The sequence below is a fragment of the Dongia sp. P2_B8 genome, assembly GCF_056404715.1.
Genome location: NZ_JBFUDM010000005.1, coordinates 53,364 through 67,197, shown reverse-complemented (window position 1 = coordinate 67,197; position 13,834 = coordinate 53,364). Strand labels below are relative to the sequence as shown.

Annotated in this window: 14 protein-coding genes; 4 read left to right on the top strand and 10 right to left on the bottom strand. The window is 61.2% G+C overall.

Features of this window, described 5'->3' with window-relative positions:
• Positions 1 to 5: 5 nt before the first annotated feature.
• Both AC1DWZ_RS15615 and AC1DWZ_RS15610 read right to left on the bottom strand, forming a co-directional pair.
• On the bottom strand, positions 6 to 1,238 hold the full coding sequence (locus AC1DWZ_RS15615) for a glycerate kinase type-2 family protein (protein WP_477170079.1): 1,233 nt from the start codon (positions 1,236 to 1,238) through the stop codon (positions 6 to 8).
• 114 nt (positions 1,239 to 1,352) lie between these two features.
• Positions 1,353 to 2,291, bottom strand: coding sequence for a DMT family transporter (locus tag AC1DWZ_RS15610; RefSeq protein WP_477169844.1), 939 nt, complete (start codon positions 2,289 to 2,291; stop codon positions 1,353 to 1,355).
• Positions 2,292 to 2,408: 117 nt separating this feature from the next.
• Here AC1DWZ_RS15610 and AC1DWZ_RS15605 point away from each other — a divergent pair, with 117 nt between their 5' ends.
• The 3 genes from AC1DWZ_RS15605 to AC1DWZ_RS15595 are packed head-to-tail and all read left to right on the top strand — an operon-like array spanning position 2,409 to position 4,652.
• Positions 2,409 to 3,218, top strand: coding sequence for an N-formylglutamate amidohydrolase (locus AC1DWZ_RS15605; RefSeq protein WP_477169843.1), 810 nt, complete (start codon positions 2,409 to 2,411; stop codon positions 3,216 to 3,218).
• Complete coding sequence (locus tag AC1DWZ_RS15600; protein ID WP_477169842.1) at positions 3,215 to 4,342, top strand: carboxylate-amine ligase; 1,128 nt, start codon at positions 3,215 to 3,217, stop codon at positions 4,340 to 4,342. The genes AC1DWZ_RS15605 and AC1DWZ_RS15600 overlap by 4 nt, the downstream gene beginning before the upstream one ends.
• Before the next feature lie 13 nt (positions 4,343 to 4,355).
• Entirely contained in the window at positions 4,356 to 4,652 is a 297-nt protein-coding gene (locus AC1DWZ_RS15595) for a DUF1244 domain-containing protein (protein ID WP_477169841.1), read from the top strand.
• A 64-nt stretch (positions 4,653 to 4,716) separates the two neighbouring features.
• On the opposite strand, the gene AC1DWZ_RS15590 is transcribed toward AC1DWZ_RS15595, so the two are convergent.
• From AC1DWZ_RS15590 to AC1DWZ_RS15580, 3 genes are all read right to left on the bottom strand, one after another.
• Complete coding sequence (locus tag AC1DWZ_RS15590; protein WP_477169840.1) at positions 4,717 to 6,171, bottom strand: methyl-accepting chemotaxis protein; 1,455 nt, start codon at positions 6,169 to 6,171, stop codon at positions 4,717 to 4,719.
• Positions 6,168 to 6,491 carry a hypothetical protein gene (locus tag AC1DWZ_RS15585; protein WP_477169839.1) on the bottom strand — a complete coding sequence of 108 codons (324 nt, stop codon included), beginning with the start codon at positions 6,489 to 6,491 and terminating at the stop codon, positions 6,168 to 6,170. Before AC1DWZ_RS15585 ends, AC1DWZ_RS15590 begins: the two co-directional genes overlap by 4 nt.
• A gap of 120 nt (positions 6,492 to 6,611) precedes the next feature.
• Positions 6,612 to 7,493, bottom strand: a complete 882-nt coding sequence (locus AC1DWZ_RS15580) for a DMT family transporter (protein ID WP_477169838.1) — start codon at positions 7,491 to 7,493, stop codon at positions 6,612 to 6,614.
• A 203-nt stretch (positions 7,494 to 7,696) separates the two neighbouring features.
• Between AC1DWZ_RS15580 and AC1DWZ_RS15575 the strand changes: the two genes are divergently transcribed.
• Positions 7,697 to 7,945, top strand: coding sequence for a DUF2312 domain-containing protein (locus tag AC1DWZ_RS15575; protein WP_477169837.1), 249 nt, complete (start codon positions 7,697 to 7,699; stop codon positions 7,943 to 7,945).
• 47 nt (positions 7,946 to 7,992) lie between these two features.
• Here the strand turns inward: AC1DWZ_RS15575 and AC1DWZ_RS15570 are convergent, their stop codons facing one another.
• The 5 genes from AC1DWZ_RS15570 to AC1DWZ_RS15550 all read right to left on the bottom strand — a co-directional run bounded on the left by AC1DWZ_RS15570 (position 7,993) and on the right by AC1DWZ_RS15550 (position 13,493).
• Positions 7,993 to 8,991: an ABC transporter ATP-binding protein gene (locus AC1DWZ_RS15570; protein ID WP_477169836.1), complete on the bottom strand. Its 999-nt coding sequence runs from the start codon at positions 8,989 to 8,991 to the stop codon at positions 7,993 to 7,995.
• Complete coding sequence (locus AC1DWZ_RS15565) at positions 8,988 to 9,989, bottom strand: ABC transporter ATP-binding protein (RefSeq protein WP_477169835.1); 1,002 nt, start codon at positions 9,987 to 9,989, stop codon at positions 8,988 to 8,990. Before AC1DWZ_RS15565 ends, AC1DWZ_RS15570 begins: the two co-directional genes overlap by 4 nt.
• Positions 9,990 to 10,002: 13 nt before the next feature.
• Positions 10,003 to 10,890: an ABC transporter permease subunit gene (locus tag AC1DWZ_RS15560; protein ID WP_477169834.1), complete on the bottom strand. Its 888-nt coding sequence runs from the start codon at positions 10,888 to 10,890 to the stop codon at positions 10,003 to 10,005.
• Positions 10,883 to 11,800, bottom strand: a complete 918-nt coding sequence (oppB, locus tag AC1DWZ_RS15555; RefSeq protein WP_477169833.1) for an oligopeptide ABC transporter permease OppB — start codon at positions 11,798 to 11,800, stop codon at positions 10,883 to 10,885. Before oppB ends, AC1DWZ_RS15560 begins: the two co-directional genes overlap by 8 nt.
• A 100-nt stretch (positions 11,801 to 11,900) precedes the next feature.
• A complete protein-coding gene (locus AC1DWZ_RS15550) occupies positions 11,901 to 13,493 on the bottom strand; it encodes a peptide ABC transporter substrate-binding protein (protein ID WP_477169832.1) in 1,593 nt (530 codons plus the stop codon).
• Positions 13,494 to 13,834: the final 341 nt, after the last annotated feature.

Below are 13,834 nucleotides of genomic sequence, written 5' to 3'. Positions count from 1 at the left end.
AGTTCTTATGGTCGATTGATCAGGATGACGCGGAAATCATTGACATTGGTTCGTGTCGGACCTGTGACGATGAGGTCCCCCAAGGCCGAAAAGAATCCATAACCGTCATTGTCGGCCAGCATGGCCTTGGCACTCAAGCCCTTATCGGCGGCCCGGGCAATACTATTGGGTGTCAGAAGGGCGCCGGCATTGTCCTCGGTCCCGTCGATCCCATCGGTATCCCCGGCAGCGGCATAAATGCCGGCCTGGCCGTTGAGGGCAACCGCCAGGGCCAGGAGGAACTCGGCATTGCGCCCGCCGCGGCCCTTGCCGCGCACGGTCACCGTCGTTTCGCCGCCGGAAATCAGTGCCACCGGCGCCGGAGCAGGCTGGCCATGGTGGGCGATCTGGCGGGCAATGCCGGCATGGACCAGCGCTACGTCACGGGCCTCGCCCTCGAGATCGCCGAGAATGAGCGGGGTATAGCCGGCTGCCTTGGCCACCTTCGCAGCTGCATCGAGAGCATGCTGCGGCGTTCCCAGCATGCGTGTTTCGCAATTTGCTAAACGCGGATCGCCGGGCTTGGGCGTCTCGCAGGCCGGATTTTCGAGATAGGCTTTGACTGCTGGTGGCATCGCCATGCCGTATTTGGCGAAGACCGCCATGGCATCCTGCCGTGTGGTGGGGTCGGCCACCGTGGGGCCGGAGCCGATCACGGAAGGATCGTCCCCTGGCACGTCGGAGATGAGCAAGCTTACCACCTTGGCCGGATAGGCAGCAGCTGCAAGCCGCCCGCCCTTGATGGCCGAGAGATGCTTTCGCACACAGTTCATCTCGCCGATATTGGCGCCGGATTTCAGCAGCGCCTTGTTGACCGCCTGCTTGTCGGCCAGGGTCAAGCCATCGCCGGGAATGGCAAGCAACGCCGATCCGCCACCCGAAATCAGGCACAGCACCAGATCGTCGGCGCTGAGGCCACGGACTTTTTCCAAAATGCGCCGCGCCGCCTGCTGTCCCTGCTCGTCGGGAACCGGGTGCGCTGCTTCCACCACCTCGATCGAGCGGCACGGCAGGCCATGCTGATAGCGCGTCACCACCAGCCCATCGATATTGCCGGCCCATGCCGCCTCGACCGCTTTGGCCATGGCGGCCGCAGCCTTGCCGGCGCCCACGACAACGACGCGGCCCTTGGGCTTGGCGGGCAGATGGGCGCTGAGGATCTGCAACGGGTCGACGGCAGCGATGGCGGCGGCAAACATCCGCTTCAAAAGCTCGGTTTCTGTGGCGCTCACGGAATTCCCCTGATCTTTATCCTGTGACAGTAGAAACGCTGGCGCGCCGGGGTCAAGCAGGGCCGCGACGCGTTTGCGCTCCTATGCGGCGCGTGGTGCCGCTTCGGCGTCCGTTTCGCCGCCATTTCCACCGTTTTTGCCGTTCGGCTTGGCCACAAAGATCCCCACCAGCACCGCGACCCCGCCCAGGATCTGCCACGGGGTGAGCGCCTCGCCCAGCAACATCCAGGCAAACACCGCCGAGGCCAGCGGATTGATCAGCAGGGTCAGCGACGAGAAGGCGGCCGGCAGATGCGCCACCGCCCAATTGATGAGGCTCTGGCCAATGGTCTGGCTGACCAGTGCCAGCCCCAGGACAGCACCCCAGCCGGACCAGGTCTGGGGCAGGAATTTGTCCTCGGTAAGAAGGCCCACCGGCAGCAGGACGAGAGTGGCAGCCAGTGATCCCCATAACATCACTTCGGCGGTCGAGAGGTGCCTCCTTGCTGCCTTCCCGCCACGCAAATATCCGGCATAGGTGATGGCACCCAGCATGCCGAGCACGAAAGCCAGGCTGCTGTGCACGTCGAAGCCCTTGTCGCCACCGGCCAGCAGCAACCAGACGCCGCCGAAGGCTGCCGCCATGCCAAGAAGGAACCGCGGGCCGAAGCGTTCGCCGAAGAACAGGAAGCCGGCAGCTGCCACCCACAACGGTGCGGTATTGCCCATCAAGGTCGCTGCCGCGACACTGGCAAATTGCAGGCACCAGTGCCAGGCGATGAGATCGGCCGCCAGGGAGATGCCGGCAATGCCGGTGATCTTGAACGCCTGCCGGCGCTCTGTGGTCGTGGATGTCCGTGGTGGACGATGGCTGATGACCCAGATCGCAAAAACCGGCAGCGCGAGCGCCATGCGATAGAAGCCGGTCATGGTCGGGCCGACTTCCGACAGTTTGACGAAGATGCCTGAGAAGGAAATCATGACCGCCCCCAAAATCAGGATGGGCAGGGCAAAACGGTCCGCGGAAGGGCCTGGTTTCATGGGGATAATCTGAATTCTTGCGGCTGGCGTCGGATGACAGATAATGCGGCCTCTTCTATGCTGACCCCAGCTTCCGGTCAACGGATGGGACATTTCGACGAGGCACAGTCGCAATTCATGTCTACCGACTATTATGACGACAAACTCCTGGGACCGGGGGATCCACCGCCCTTCACGCTCCTCAATGAATCCGGCCGGACGCCGCTGATCCTGTTCTGCGATCATGCCGGCCGCGCTTTTCCCCGGAAGCTCGGCAATCTTGGCCTCAGCCAGCAGGAACTCGACCAGCACATCGCCTGGGACATCGGCATTGCCAACGTGGCTGCCATCCTGTCGCGCAATCTCGATGCGCCGTGTGCGCTGGCCAGCTATTCGCGCCTGGTGATCGACTGCAACCGGCGGCTCGACGATCCAAGCTCGATCGCCCAGGAATCCGACCGGGTCATGGTTCCCGGCAATCGCGGACTCGATGCCAGGGCGCGGGCGCAGCGGGCTGAGGAGATTTTCCGTCCCTATCACATCGCCGTCGACAAGCTGATCAAGGCCAAGATTGCTGGCGGGCAATTGCCGGCGATCCTGTCGCTGCACAGTTTTACGCCGGTCATGAACGGGTTCAAACGCCCCTGGCATTTCGGCGTGCTGTGGAACCGCGATCCACGCCTGCCCATACCGCTGATGGCGCGCCTGGCACAATTGCCCCATGTTACCGTGGGTGACAATGAACCCTATTCCGGCCGCGACGAGCATGGCTTTTCCATCATTGCCCATGCTGAGGAGCAGCGCCTGCCGCATGCCCTCATTGAGATCCGCCAGGACCTCATTGCCGACGCCGCCGGTGTCTCGCGCTGGACCGCCAAGCTGGAAGGGGCGATCAAGGGGCTCATCGCTGACCCGAATGTGTTTTATTCGCCCGGCAAGACAACATGACGGACCCGGCCTTTACCCTTGGCATCGAGGAAGAATATCTGCTGGTCGACCGGGCCAGCCGTGACCTCGTCGCTGATCCGCCGCTGGCTCTGTTCGAAGAAGCGCAGGCGGCGTTGGGCGTTCATGTCAGTCCGGAATTCATGCGCTCGCAGATCGAGATCGGCACGGGTATCTGCGCTACGTTGGGCGAGGCGCGCGACCAGCTGCGCCGTTTCCGGACAACCCTGTCCGAGGTCACGGCGCGGCATGGCTGCGCCATCGTTGCCGCATCGACCCATCCCTTTGCCGATTGGGGTGGGCAGAAGCATACCGACAAGGAACGCTATAACGCGCTGGCCCGCGATATGGGCGGGCCGGTGCGGCGCCTGCTCATCTGCGGCATGCATGTCCATGTCGGCATCGAGGATCCGGAACTGCGCATCGACCTGATGAGCCAGGCCAGCTATTTCCTGCCGCATCTCCTCGCACTTTCAACCTCTTCGCCCTTCTGGCGGGGTGCGGACACCGGTCTCAAATCATACCGCCTTGCCGTGTTCAATGAACTGCCGCGCACGGGACTGCCGGAGATTTTCGATTCCTTCGGTGAATATCAGCGGCATCTCGACGTCCTGATCAGCGCCGGCCTCATCGAGGACGGTAGCAAGATCTGGTGGGATCTCCGCCCTTCGGCCCGCTTCCCGACATTGGAAATGCGCATCTCCGATGCCTGCACCTTGCTGGAAGACACGCTGGCCATTGCCGCCATGTATCGATGCGTCCTGCGCATGCTCTATCGTCTGCGCCGTGGCAATCAGCGCTGGCGGCGCTATGCGGCCATGCTGGTCAACGAAAACCGCTGGCGCGCGCAACGCTATGGCATCGACGAAGGGCTGGTCGATTTCGGTAAAGGCCGCATCGTGCCGATGCGCGATTTGATCGACGAGATGATTGACTTGCTGCAGGAGGATGCCCATTTCTTCGGCTGTACCGCGGAACTGGCACATACGCGCGAAATCCTGCGCCGCGGCACCAGTGCGCACCGCCAATTGGCAGTCTATAATGCGGCGATCGCAGCGGGTCTGCCGGCTCGCACCGCCTTGGAGCGCGTGGTCGACCGGCTGATCGAGGAAACCACGACCTTTTGAAGGGTTATGTGCGATGAACGACAGGACCAAGACCGAACTTGAAGCGGCGGCCTTCCGCCGTCTCGTTCAGCATCTCCAGGAACGCACGGATGTGCAGAATATCGACCTCATGAATCTCGCCGGCTTCTGCCGCAATTGCCTATCGCGCTGGTACCGCGAAGCTTCCGAAGAGCGCGGCATCGGCATCACCGACCCGGCAGCCCGCGAAATCGTCTATGGCATGCCCTATGACGAATGGAAGACCAAGTACCAGCCGGCGGCCTCAGGCGACCAGAAGGCGGCCTTCGAAAAGAACAAGCCGTCACATTGAAGCAGGACCTGCCCGCACCGTTATGGTCTGCCTTTACGGGCCATAACGGTGGGGCGGTCGGTTCTCAATTCGTCGGCAGCGATCGAATGAATTTCTGCACCTCGGTCTGCAGATATGCCGAATGTGTGACCAGGCTCTRGACGGCTGTCGAGACCTCGGTTGCCGTGGTGCCGGTATCGTTTGCCGCCACCTGAACGCTGCTGATGATCTCGGTGGTTTCACCGGTGCGGCGCGAGACGCTCTGTGCCGAACTGGCGATCTCGCGTGTCGCGGCATTCTGCTGCTCGACCGACGAACTGACTTCCTGGGCGATGCCGCTGATCTCGCCGATGATGTTGCTTATGGAGCGGATGGCTTCGGCGGATTTGCCGGTCGCTGTCTGAATGGCACCAATCTGGGCAGAGATCTCCTCAGTCGCCTTGGCGGTCTGCCCAGCTAGCGATTTTACCTCACCCGCCACCACCGCAAAGCCTTTGCCTGCCTCACCGGCGCGGGCCGCCTCGATGGTCGCATTGAGGGCCAGAAGATTAGTCTGGCTCGCAATATCGTTGATGAGATGGATGATATCGCCGATTTTCTGGGCGGCAGTGGTAAGTTCCGCCACTGAAGAAGAGGTGACAGTGGCCTGTTCCACGGCACGTTGGGTAATCTCGTTCGAGCGATGCGCCTGGCGCTGGATCTCCGATACTGAAGCCGTCAACTCTTCGGCGGCCGCGGCGATCGCCTGGGCATCGCCGGTGGTGGCGCCCGACGCATCGGCGGCCTGAGCGGCCTTGGCAGCATTGTCGCGCGCTACATGGGTCATGCCGTCAGCAAGGCTCGCAGCCTGGCCGGTGCGCGTCGTGACCTCGTTGATCACCGATTGCACGGCACGCTCGAAATCGCTGGCGATGCCGGCCAACACCCTGCGCTGTTCAGTCTTCGCGCGGGCTTCGGTTTCACGTTCCTGCACGGCGGCGTGCTCCGCCTGTTGGCGCGCTGCTTCTGCTTCGCCCAGGGCAAGAGCGCCATTGGCCAGCGCCCGTGCCAGATATTGCGAGACCCAGATCAGCACCCCGGCCTCAATGAGCACGATCACGGCATGGAGGACGACACGGTAGAAGTCGCCGCCACCGGGGAATACCGCTGCCGGCAGGATAAAATTCATCAGCAGATGATGGAGCGCTATCGTGATGGTGCCGGTCAGAATGGCGCGCCAGTCGCAGAACGCCGTCAGCATGGCGAGGGCTGCGAAGAAATACATGTGGATGTCGATTTGCCAGGGATTGCCCTCCATCGCCGCGACGATGAGGGCGATCATCAGCATGAGAGCTGCCGACAGAAACAGCTGCAGGCTGGTGCCCGTGCTCATGGCGGTAAAGATGGCGACGGCGACGGCCAGTATCAGGGCGATGACGGAAAGCGCTCCCAGCCCACCGCCGACCAGCCATTCGAGAAGGGCTATCACCGGCAGATGCAGGCAGATATAGGCGGCCAGGATCCGCGCCACCTTGGTGCGCAAGACATCGATCGTGTTCATGACTTTGTCCTTGAAGCGGTACAGCCGATGCTATCGTCGGCGCGAAGGACCAAGCTGGCCCCATGGGCGTAGAGATGATCGGCAAAATGGGGATCGTCGGCGATGGCGATGATGGAGCCAGGCAGGCCACCCGGACTCAGCATGCGCCCGCCGGCGTCGATCACGGCGGCAAGCGCATCGCCGTGCCAGGCAAAGACGGTCACCGGTCGCGCCGGTTCCGCCACGGGCAGCATTTGCGCTACGCCCAGCGCCGCGAGCCCCGTCAAAGACAGGGCAAAAGCTGGCACAAAGCTCTGCCATTGGCCGGTTACGGTCCGCATCCAGGCATCCATCGAAAGGGAAAGTGGTCGATCGATGCCCGGAGACTAAGCGAGGGATTACAAAGACAAGATTAACATCTTTTGCAGATGTTCAATTGCCGCACCGCATCATAAGTATGATTATTGGGCCGGTGGGATCGGCTGAATGCGCCGGGGGCCATGCCACACCACCACGGCAAGGCCGACCAGGATGATGAGGCCGCCCAGCAGCAATCCTTCCGACAGTGGTTCATTCAGCTGCCAGGCGGCGGTGGCCACGCCGAAGATCGGCATCAGCAACGTGAACGGCGTCAACTGGTCAATGCGGTGCCGCATCAGGAGCCAGTACCAGATCGAATAAGGGAGCGCGAAGCCGAAGGTGGCGATGCCGATCACGCCCAGCCAGCCCTCAAGCGGAATGGCTGCGAGCGTCGAGCCCAGATTCTGCCCCTCCATGATCAGGTAGGCGACGACCATCTGCGGTGCTGCGTAACGCGCGATCGCGGCATAGAGCCCTGTCCCGTGATCCTTGGCGACCACGGGAATGATCGCCTGCGTTACCGCCCAGGATGTGACGCAGACCAACATCGCGCCGATGCCCAAATAGGCCGACGTCGCATCCGGCTTGCCGACGACGACGATGACACCGATGAGGCAGAGCAGAGCGCCGAGGCTGTTCTTGATGCTGGGCTTGTCGCGTCCCATGAACCAGGAGGCGACAATGGCGATTGGCATGGAGAGCTGCATCAGCATCGTCGCCGTTGAGGCTGGTAGATTGGCGAGCGCATAGTAGACCGCCGTGCTCTGCAATGTGCCGCCAAAGAAGGCCAGCAGGAACAGTGTCTTCCGTGGCGTCTTGGCGCGCGGATAGAAGGGCGTGAGCAGCAGCGCTACCACCAGATAGACGATTGTCACCAGCAGCATTGGCGTAAACCAGCTGCCGACCACCGGTTTGGCCAGCACAAAGATTGTTCCCCAGAGTAGCTGGATGAACACGGCGAGCGCGATATGGAGGATCGACATGGAAATCCCTGTTTCCGCGGCAGAAATGCCACAGCTGCTGGCGCGGCACTCTGCCCGGAAGCGTCTCCGACTTCAAGATGGCCCCGTTATCCCCGTTATCCACAGGCTGCCGTGCCTTGTGGGGGCGGGGTGGCACGGATAGAGTCCGGCCGATTCGCCTCTGTGCGCAGGCATCGCGGCGCCCGACTTCAAGGAGATTTTCCATGGCCGATTCCGGTGGCATTGCTGCTGACCACCTCAAATCCTTCATCGAGCGCATCGAGCGCCTCGAAGAGGAAAAGGCCGCCATCGCCAACGATGTGAAGGAAGTCTATGCCGAGGCCAAGGGCACCGGCTTCGACACCAAGATCATGCGCCAGATCATCCGTCTCCGCAAAATGGAACCCAACGACCGCGCCGAGCAGGAAGAACTGCTCGACATCTACATGCGCGCGGTTGGGATGGTGGCTTGAGGCCGTTCTCGCTCTAGTCCCTCCCCCTAAAGGGAGAGGGAGAAGTTTCATCCCCCCACCGGCCCGGCATGGTGGCACGCCACCATGTGATCGCGGCCGGCCGAGACCAGATCCGGCATCACCTGCGCGCAGATTTCCGTGGCCTTCGGACAGCGGGTGCGGAACGGGCAGCCGGAGGGCGGGTTGAGCGGTGACGGCAGATCGCCTTTCAAGACAATGCGCGTCTTGCTCTGCTCGATATCCGGATCCGGCACCGGCACCGCGGAATTCAGCGCCTGGGTATAGGGATGAAGCGGGTTGTTGTAGAGCGAATCCCGGTCGGCGATTTCCATCACCTTGCCGAGATAGAGCACCATCACCCGGTGGCTGATATGCCGGACGATGGCGAGATTGTGCGAGATGAAGATGAGCGACATGCCCATTTCCCGCTGCAGATCCATCAGCAGATTGACGATCTGCGCTTGAATCGAGACGTCGAGCGCCGAGACCGGCTCGTCGCACACGATAAGGCGGGGATTGTTGATGATCGCCCGCGCGATGCCGATGCGCTGGCACTGCCCGCCGGAAAATTCATGCGGATAGCGGTTGATCTGGTTGGGCAGCAGGCCGACCTTGGCCATCATCGCCTTGACCTTGTCCTTGACCTCGCCGGGCTTCAGGTTTGGCTGGAAGGTGGTCATCGGCTCGGCGATGATCTGCCCCACGGTCATGCGCGGGTTGAGGCTGGCCAGCGGATCCTGGAAGATGATCTGCATCTCGCGCCGCAGGCCGCGCATGGCATTCGGCTCCAGCTTGGAAAGATCCTGCCCCAGCCACACAGTGCGGCCGCCCTTCAAAGGCAGCAGCCGCAGAACGGCGCGCCCCAGGGTGGATTTGCCGCACCCGGATTCGCCCACCAGGCCCAATGTCTCGCCCGGTTTCAAGTCGAAGGAAACACCGTCGACCGCCTTTACGATGGCTGCTGACCCACCACCGAACAGGCCTTTGCGGCCGACGTCGAAATGAACCTTGAGGTCGTTGACCGACAGCAACGGTGCTGTGCTCATGCCACCACTCCCACATTTTGCACAGGTGCCTTGGTCAACTGCTCGAGATGACAGGCTTTGGCCCGGCCAGTGCCGACCTCATGGAGGAGCGGTCGCTCCTCCATGCAGCGCGGGAACGCATATTGGCAACGGTCGCGGAAGGAACAGCCGGTTGGCAAATTCTGCAGATTGGGCGGCTGCCCGCCGATCGTATCGAGGCGCGTGAGCCCGTGGGCGTCAAGGCGCGGCATCGATTTCAAGAGACCCTCGGTATAAGGATGCTGCGGCCGCTTGAAGATGTCGCGGACAGCGCCTTCTTCGACGATCGACCCTGCATACATGACCATGACGCGGTCGGCGAGGCCGGCGATGACACCCAGATCATGGGTGATAAGAGCAATCGCCATCCCGGTGTCGCGCCGCAGATCGGAGAGGAGGTCGAGGATCTGTGCCTGCACGGTGACATCGAGCGCCGTGGTGGGCTCGTCCGCAATCAGCAGTTCCGGGCCGCACAGCAGCGCCATTGCGATCATCACGCGCTGGCGCATGCCGCCGGAAAATTCATGGGGATGCATGTTGATGCGGCGCTTGGCCTCGGGAATCTGCACCCGGTCGAGGAGCTGCACCGAGGTGGCCGCGGCCGTCGCCTCGTCCATCCCCTTATGCGTCATCAGCACCTCGGTCATCTGCCGGCGGACCGTGAGGTAGGGGTTGAGCGAGGTCATCGGGTCCTGGAAGATCATCGACATGCGCGCGCCGCGGATCTCGTTGAGATTCTTGGTGGCGACTCCCAGGATTTCCGTGCCCGTCACCTTGACCGAGCCGGTGGCGCGGCCATTGCGGGCAAGCAAGCCCATGATCGACATGAATATCTGGCTCTTGCCGGATCCGGATTCGCCGACGATCCCTAAGGTCTCGCCCCGGTTGATACGAAACGAGACATTGTTGACGGCGTTGACGGCGCCTTCCGGCGTCGCGAAGCTGGTGTTCAGTTTGGTGACTTCTAGAACATTGCTCACGGTGCTTGTCCCCTCAACGATCTTTGGGGTCAAGCGCATCGCGCAGACCGTCGCCGACAAAATTAAGTGCGAGCAGCGTCACCACCATCACCATGCTGGGGAAGACAACAGCCCAGGGGGCGATATCCATCGACTTCGCTCCCTCGCTGATCAACGTCCCCCAGGAGGAGTTGGGCTCCTGCACGCCCATGCCGAGATAGGAAAGGAAACTCTCGGTCAGGATGACGGCGGGAACAGTGAGGGTCATATAGACCACGACCGGCCCCAGGCAGTTGGGGATGATATGCCGCGTGATGATGCGCCAATTGGAAACGCCGCTGGCATGCGCTGCCTCGATGAATTCTTTACGCCTGATGCTGATCGTCTGGCCGCGCACGATGCGCGCCATGTCCAGCCAGCTCACGCAACCGATGGCGACGTAAATCAGTACCATGTTGCGGCCGAAAACGACGGTGAGCAGGATGACGAAGAAGACGAAGGGGATGGAATAGAGGATGTCGACGATGCGCATCATGACATTGTCGACCCGGCCGCCAACGAATCCGGCCGTGGCACCCCACAGCGTGCCGATGACCAGGCTGACCAGTGTCGCCACCGCGCCGACGATGAGCGAAACCTGCCCGCCGTAAAGTGTGCGCACGAAAAGGTCGCGGCCGTTCTGGTCCGTGCCGAAGAAATAGCCCTGTGCAAAGTCGGGACCGACGCTGATCATGTCCCAGTTGATATCTTCCTGATCGCGCAGGCCCAGATAGGGTGCCCCGAAGCAGATAAGGGTGATGAGCGTCAGCACGATGAAGCCGACGACGGCGGCTTTATTGTGCGTGAAGCGGCGGTAGGCGTCGGCCCAGAGGCTGCGCCCCTTGACCTCGGGTTGCTTGGCAAGGACCGCAAGATCAGTCATAGCGCACCTTCGGATCCAGCAGGCCGTAGCATAGATCGGCAATGAGATTGCACAGGATGACCAGGGCGCCGAACAGGATGGTGACGCCGAGGACCAGCGTATAGTCGCGGTTGATGGCACCTTGTACGAAGTAGCGTCCGATGCCGGGGATGCTGAAAATCTGCTCGATAATCACCGAACCGGTCACGATGTTGGCGATGGCCGGCCCCATATAGGAAACGACCGGCATCATGGCCGCACGGATTGCGTGACGCGTCAGGGTGATGAATTCAGGCAGGCCCTTGGCGCGGGCGGTGCGCACAAAATTGCTGCCCAGGATTTCCAGCATGCTGGCGCGGGTGAGGCGCGTGAAGGCTGCGACCTGCGGAATGGCAAGGGCGATGATCGGCAGGACCCAATTCGATGGCTTGCCCCAGCCGCCCACCGGCAACACATGCAGCATCAGGCCAAAGACCAGGGTCATGATGGGGGCGATGACGAAGTTCGGCACGGCGATGCCCAGCATGGCGGTGCCGACGCTCATGTAATCGACCCAGCTGTTTTGTCGGAGTGCTGCCCAGATACCGAGGCTGACCCCGAGCACCAGCGCAAGAACGATGGCCGAGAGGCCGAGCGCCAGGGAGGTCGGGAAGCCCTGCCAGATCAGCTCAGAGACGGTGAAGTCCTTATATTTGAACGACGGGCCGAAATCGCCATGGGCCAGGCCGCCAATGTAGCGGGCAAACTGCTGCGGCAGCGGCTCATCGAGATGATACTGCTGCATCAGCTTGGCTTCGACCTCGGCCGGAACCTTGCGTTCCTTGTCGAAGGGGCCGCCAGGTGCCATGCGCACCATGAAGAACGACACTGCCAGAATGATGAACAGCGTCGGAATGGCGCCAAGCAGGCGCCGAATTGTGTAATTGAGCATAAAAGCCGCCTCCCATCGGTGCCGAATACGGTGCCGAGGCGCACGGGTCAATAAAAACGACCCGGTGGCATGATGCCACCGGGTCGCCGATCACGCAATCTTACTCCGCGACGGAGATGAAGCGCGCGAGATGGAAGTCGAGAATGTTGTATTCCCAGCCCGCCACCTTGGTCGAGACCATGTGCTGCGACATATAGTGATAGATGGGGATCATCGCATTGTCGTTAAGGAAGATCTGTTCCGCGTCGTGGAACATCTGCATGCGCTTGGCCGGATCGGTTTCGTGACCGGTCCCCTTCACCAGCTCGTCATACTTCGGGTTGTTGTAGCCGGCATCGTTGCGCTCGCCGGCATCCGACAGGAACATATCGGCGAAGTTGATCGGATCGTCATAATCGGCGATCCAGGCAGCGCGTGCGACATCGAACTGCTTCTTGTCGCGGGTTTCCAGATAAACCTTCCACTCTTCATTGCGCAGGGTGGCGTCGATGCCGACCTGCTTCCACATGCTCTGCACTGCCACGGCGATCTTCTTATGATTCTCGCTGGTGTTGTAGAGCAGTTCGACCTTCAGCGGGGTCAGCTTGGTATAGCCGTGCTTGGCCAGAAGGGCCGCTGCTTCGACCAGACGCTGTGCCTGCGGTTCATCCTTGAAGTCGAGGAAAGCCTGCTTGTAGTTCGTCATCGGCGGTTCCCACGAATAGGCTGGGGCTTCGCCGCCCTGCGTGATCTTGGAAACCAGTATCTCGCGATTGACTGCGAGCGAGAGCGCTTTGCGGAGATCCGCTTGAGCGCCCAGCGGTTCGCGGGTCAGGTTGATGACGTAATAATAGGTGCCAAGATAGGGCGTGTTCTTGAACACATCCTTGTAATTGGCTTCGAGATCCGGGATCTGCTCAGAAGGCGCATCATAGGTGGCCTGCAATTCGCCGGCCTTGAAACGCTTCAACTCTTCCGCCAGATCTTCGGTCGGGTACATCACCACCTTGTCGACCTTCACATTGGCCGCATCCCAATAGTTCGGATTTTTGACGTAGGTGAGCGAGGCTTGCGGCGTCCACTCGGTCAGCTGATAGGCACCGTTGCTGACGATGTTGCCGGGCTTCGTCCAATCGTCCTTGAACTTCTCGACGGTCGCCTTGTGCACCGGATAGGAAATCGGGTGACGCAGCAGGCCGAGGAAATAGGGGGTCGGGCCCGTGAGCGACACCTTCAATGTATGATCGTCGACCGCGGTGGCACCCAGCTTGGAGAAATCCTTCTCTTCGCCCTTGCGGATCGCGGTGGCATTCACGATGACGTCGAGGATCGGCGCGTAATCAGCGGCGGTCTCGGGGTTCACGGCATCCTGGAAGCCGAACACGAAGTCGGCGGCCGTTACCGGATCGCCGTTCGACCATTTGGCGTTCTTCCGCAGATGGAATGTGTAGGTCTTGCCGTCATCGCTGATTTCCCAGCTCTCGGCAGCACCCGGGATAATATCGCCGTTCGGCGCGTAGGTGGTCAGGCCTTCAAAAATGTCGGCTTCGATGTTGGCCTCGGTAACACCCGTCGATTTATGCGGGTTGATGGTTTCTGGTTCGGCGCCGTTGCCGCGATGGAACACCATTTCAGCTTGTGCGAGCGCGGTGCTCGCGAGCAGCGCGGCAAGTCCCATCACCGGCAGCGTCAGCTTCCTCATTGCGTCTTTCATTTTTTGTAACCTCCTCTGTCACTTAAAAGCTTGAACACTCAATGAGCCGTTTCAAACAGACCGTAGGAATTGTCTGCTGCCGACCCATTGCATTCAGCTGGCGTCATCTTTCTTCAACAATTGTAATGGTTCAATAGAATTAGCTGATTTCACGCATGTTTTAGCGCTTTAGGTCGCTGAAATAAGGGCCTCTTTTGTTCTCTCTTTTCGGGTGCTTTACCGGGTCAGCGGTATGCCCAGTCAGGCGATTGGCGCCGGGTCCCGGCGCTTCGCCGGAGTTTCCGGCGCAGCACGGCCAGATAGTCGGCGCGAGCGAACATCAGCCTAATTGGTAAACGCCT

Bases quoted from the DNA above. Each gene is read 5' to 3' on its own strand.
- AC1DWZ_RS15615 (WP_477170079.1), bottom strand. From the start codon at position 1,238: ATGTTTGCCGCCGCCATCGCTGCCGTCGACCCGTTGCAGATCCTCAGC.
- AC1DWZ_RS15610 (WP_477169844.1), bottom strand. From the start codon at position 2,291: ATGAAACCAGGCCCTTCCGCGGACCGTTTTGCCCTGCCCATCCTGATT.
- AC1DWZ_RS15605 (WP_477169843.1), top strand. From the start codon at position 2,409: ATGTCTACCGACTATTATGACGACAAACTCCTGGGACCGGGGGATCCA.
- AC1DWZ_RS15600 (WP_477169842.1), top strand. From the start codon at position 3,215: ATGACGGACCCGGCCTTTACCCTTGGCATCGAGGAAGAATATCTGCTG.
- AC1DWZ_RS15595 (WP_477169841.1), top strand. From the start codon at position 4,356: ATGAACGACAGGACCAAGACCGAACTTGAAGCGGCGGCCTTCCGCCGT.
- AC1DWZ_RS15585 (WP_477169839.1), bottom strand. From the start codon at position 6,491: ATGCGGACCGTAACCGGCCAATGGCAGAGCTTTGTGCCAGCTTTTGCC.
- AC1DWZ_RS15580 (WP_477169838.1), bottom strand. From the start codon at position 7,493: ATGTCGATCCTCCATATCGCGCTCGCCGTGTTCATCCAGCTACTCTGG.
- AC1DWZ_RS15575 (WP_477169837.1), top strand. From the start codon at position 7,697: ATGGCCGATTCCGGTGGCATTGCTGCTGACCACCTCAAATCCTTCATC.
- AC1DWZ_RS15570 (WP_477169836.1), bottom strand. From the start codon at position 8,991: ATGAGCACAGCACCGTTGCTGTCGGTCAACGACCTCAAGGTTCATTTC.
- AC1DWZ_RS15560 (WP_477169834.1), bottom strand. From the start codon at position 10,890: ATGACTGATCTTGCGGTCCTTGCCAAGCAACCCGAGGTCAAGGGGCGC.
- oppB (WP_477169833.1), bottom strand. From the start codon at position 11,800: ATGCTCAATTACACAATTCGGCGCCTGCTTGGCGCCATTCCGACGCTG.
- AC1DWZ_RS15550 (WP_477169832.1), bottom strand. From the start codon at position 13,493: ATGAAAGACGCAATGAGGAAGCTGACGCTGCCGGTGATGGGACTTGCC.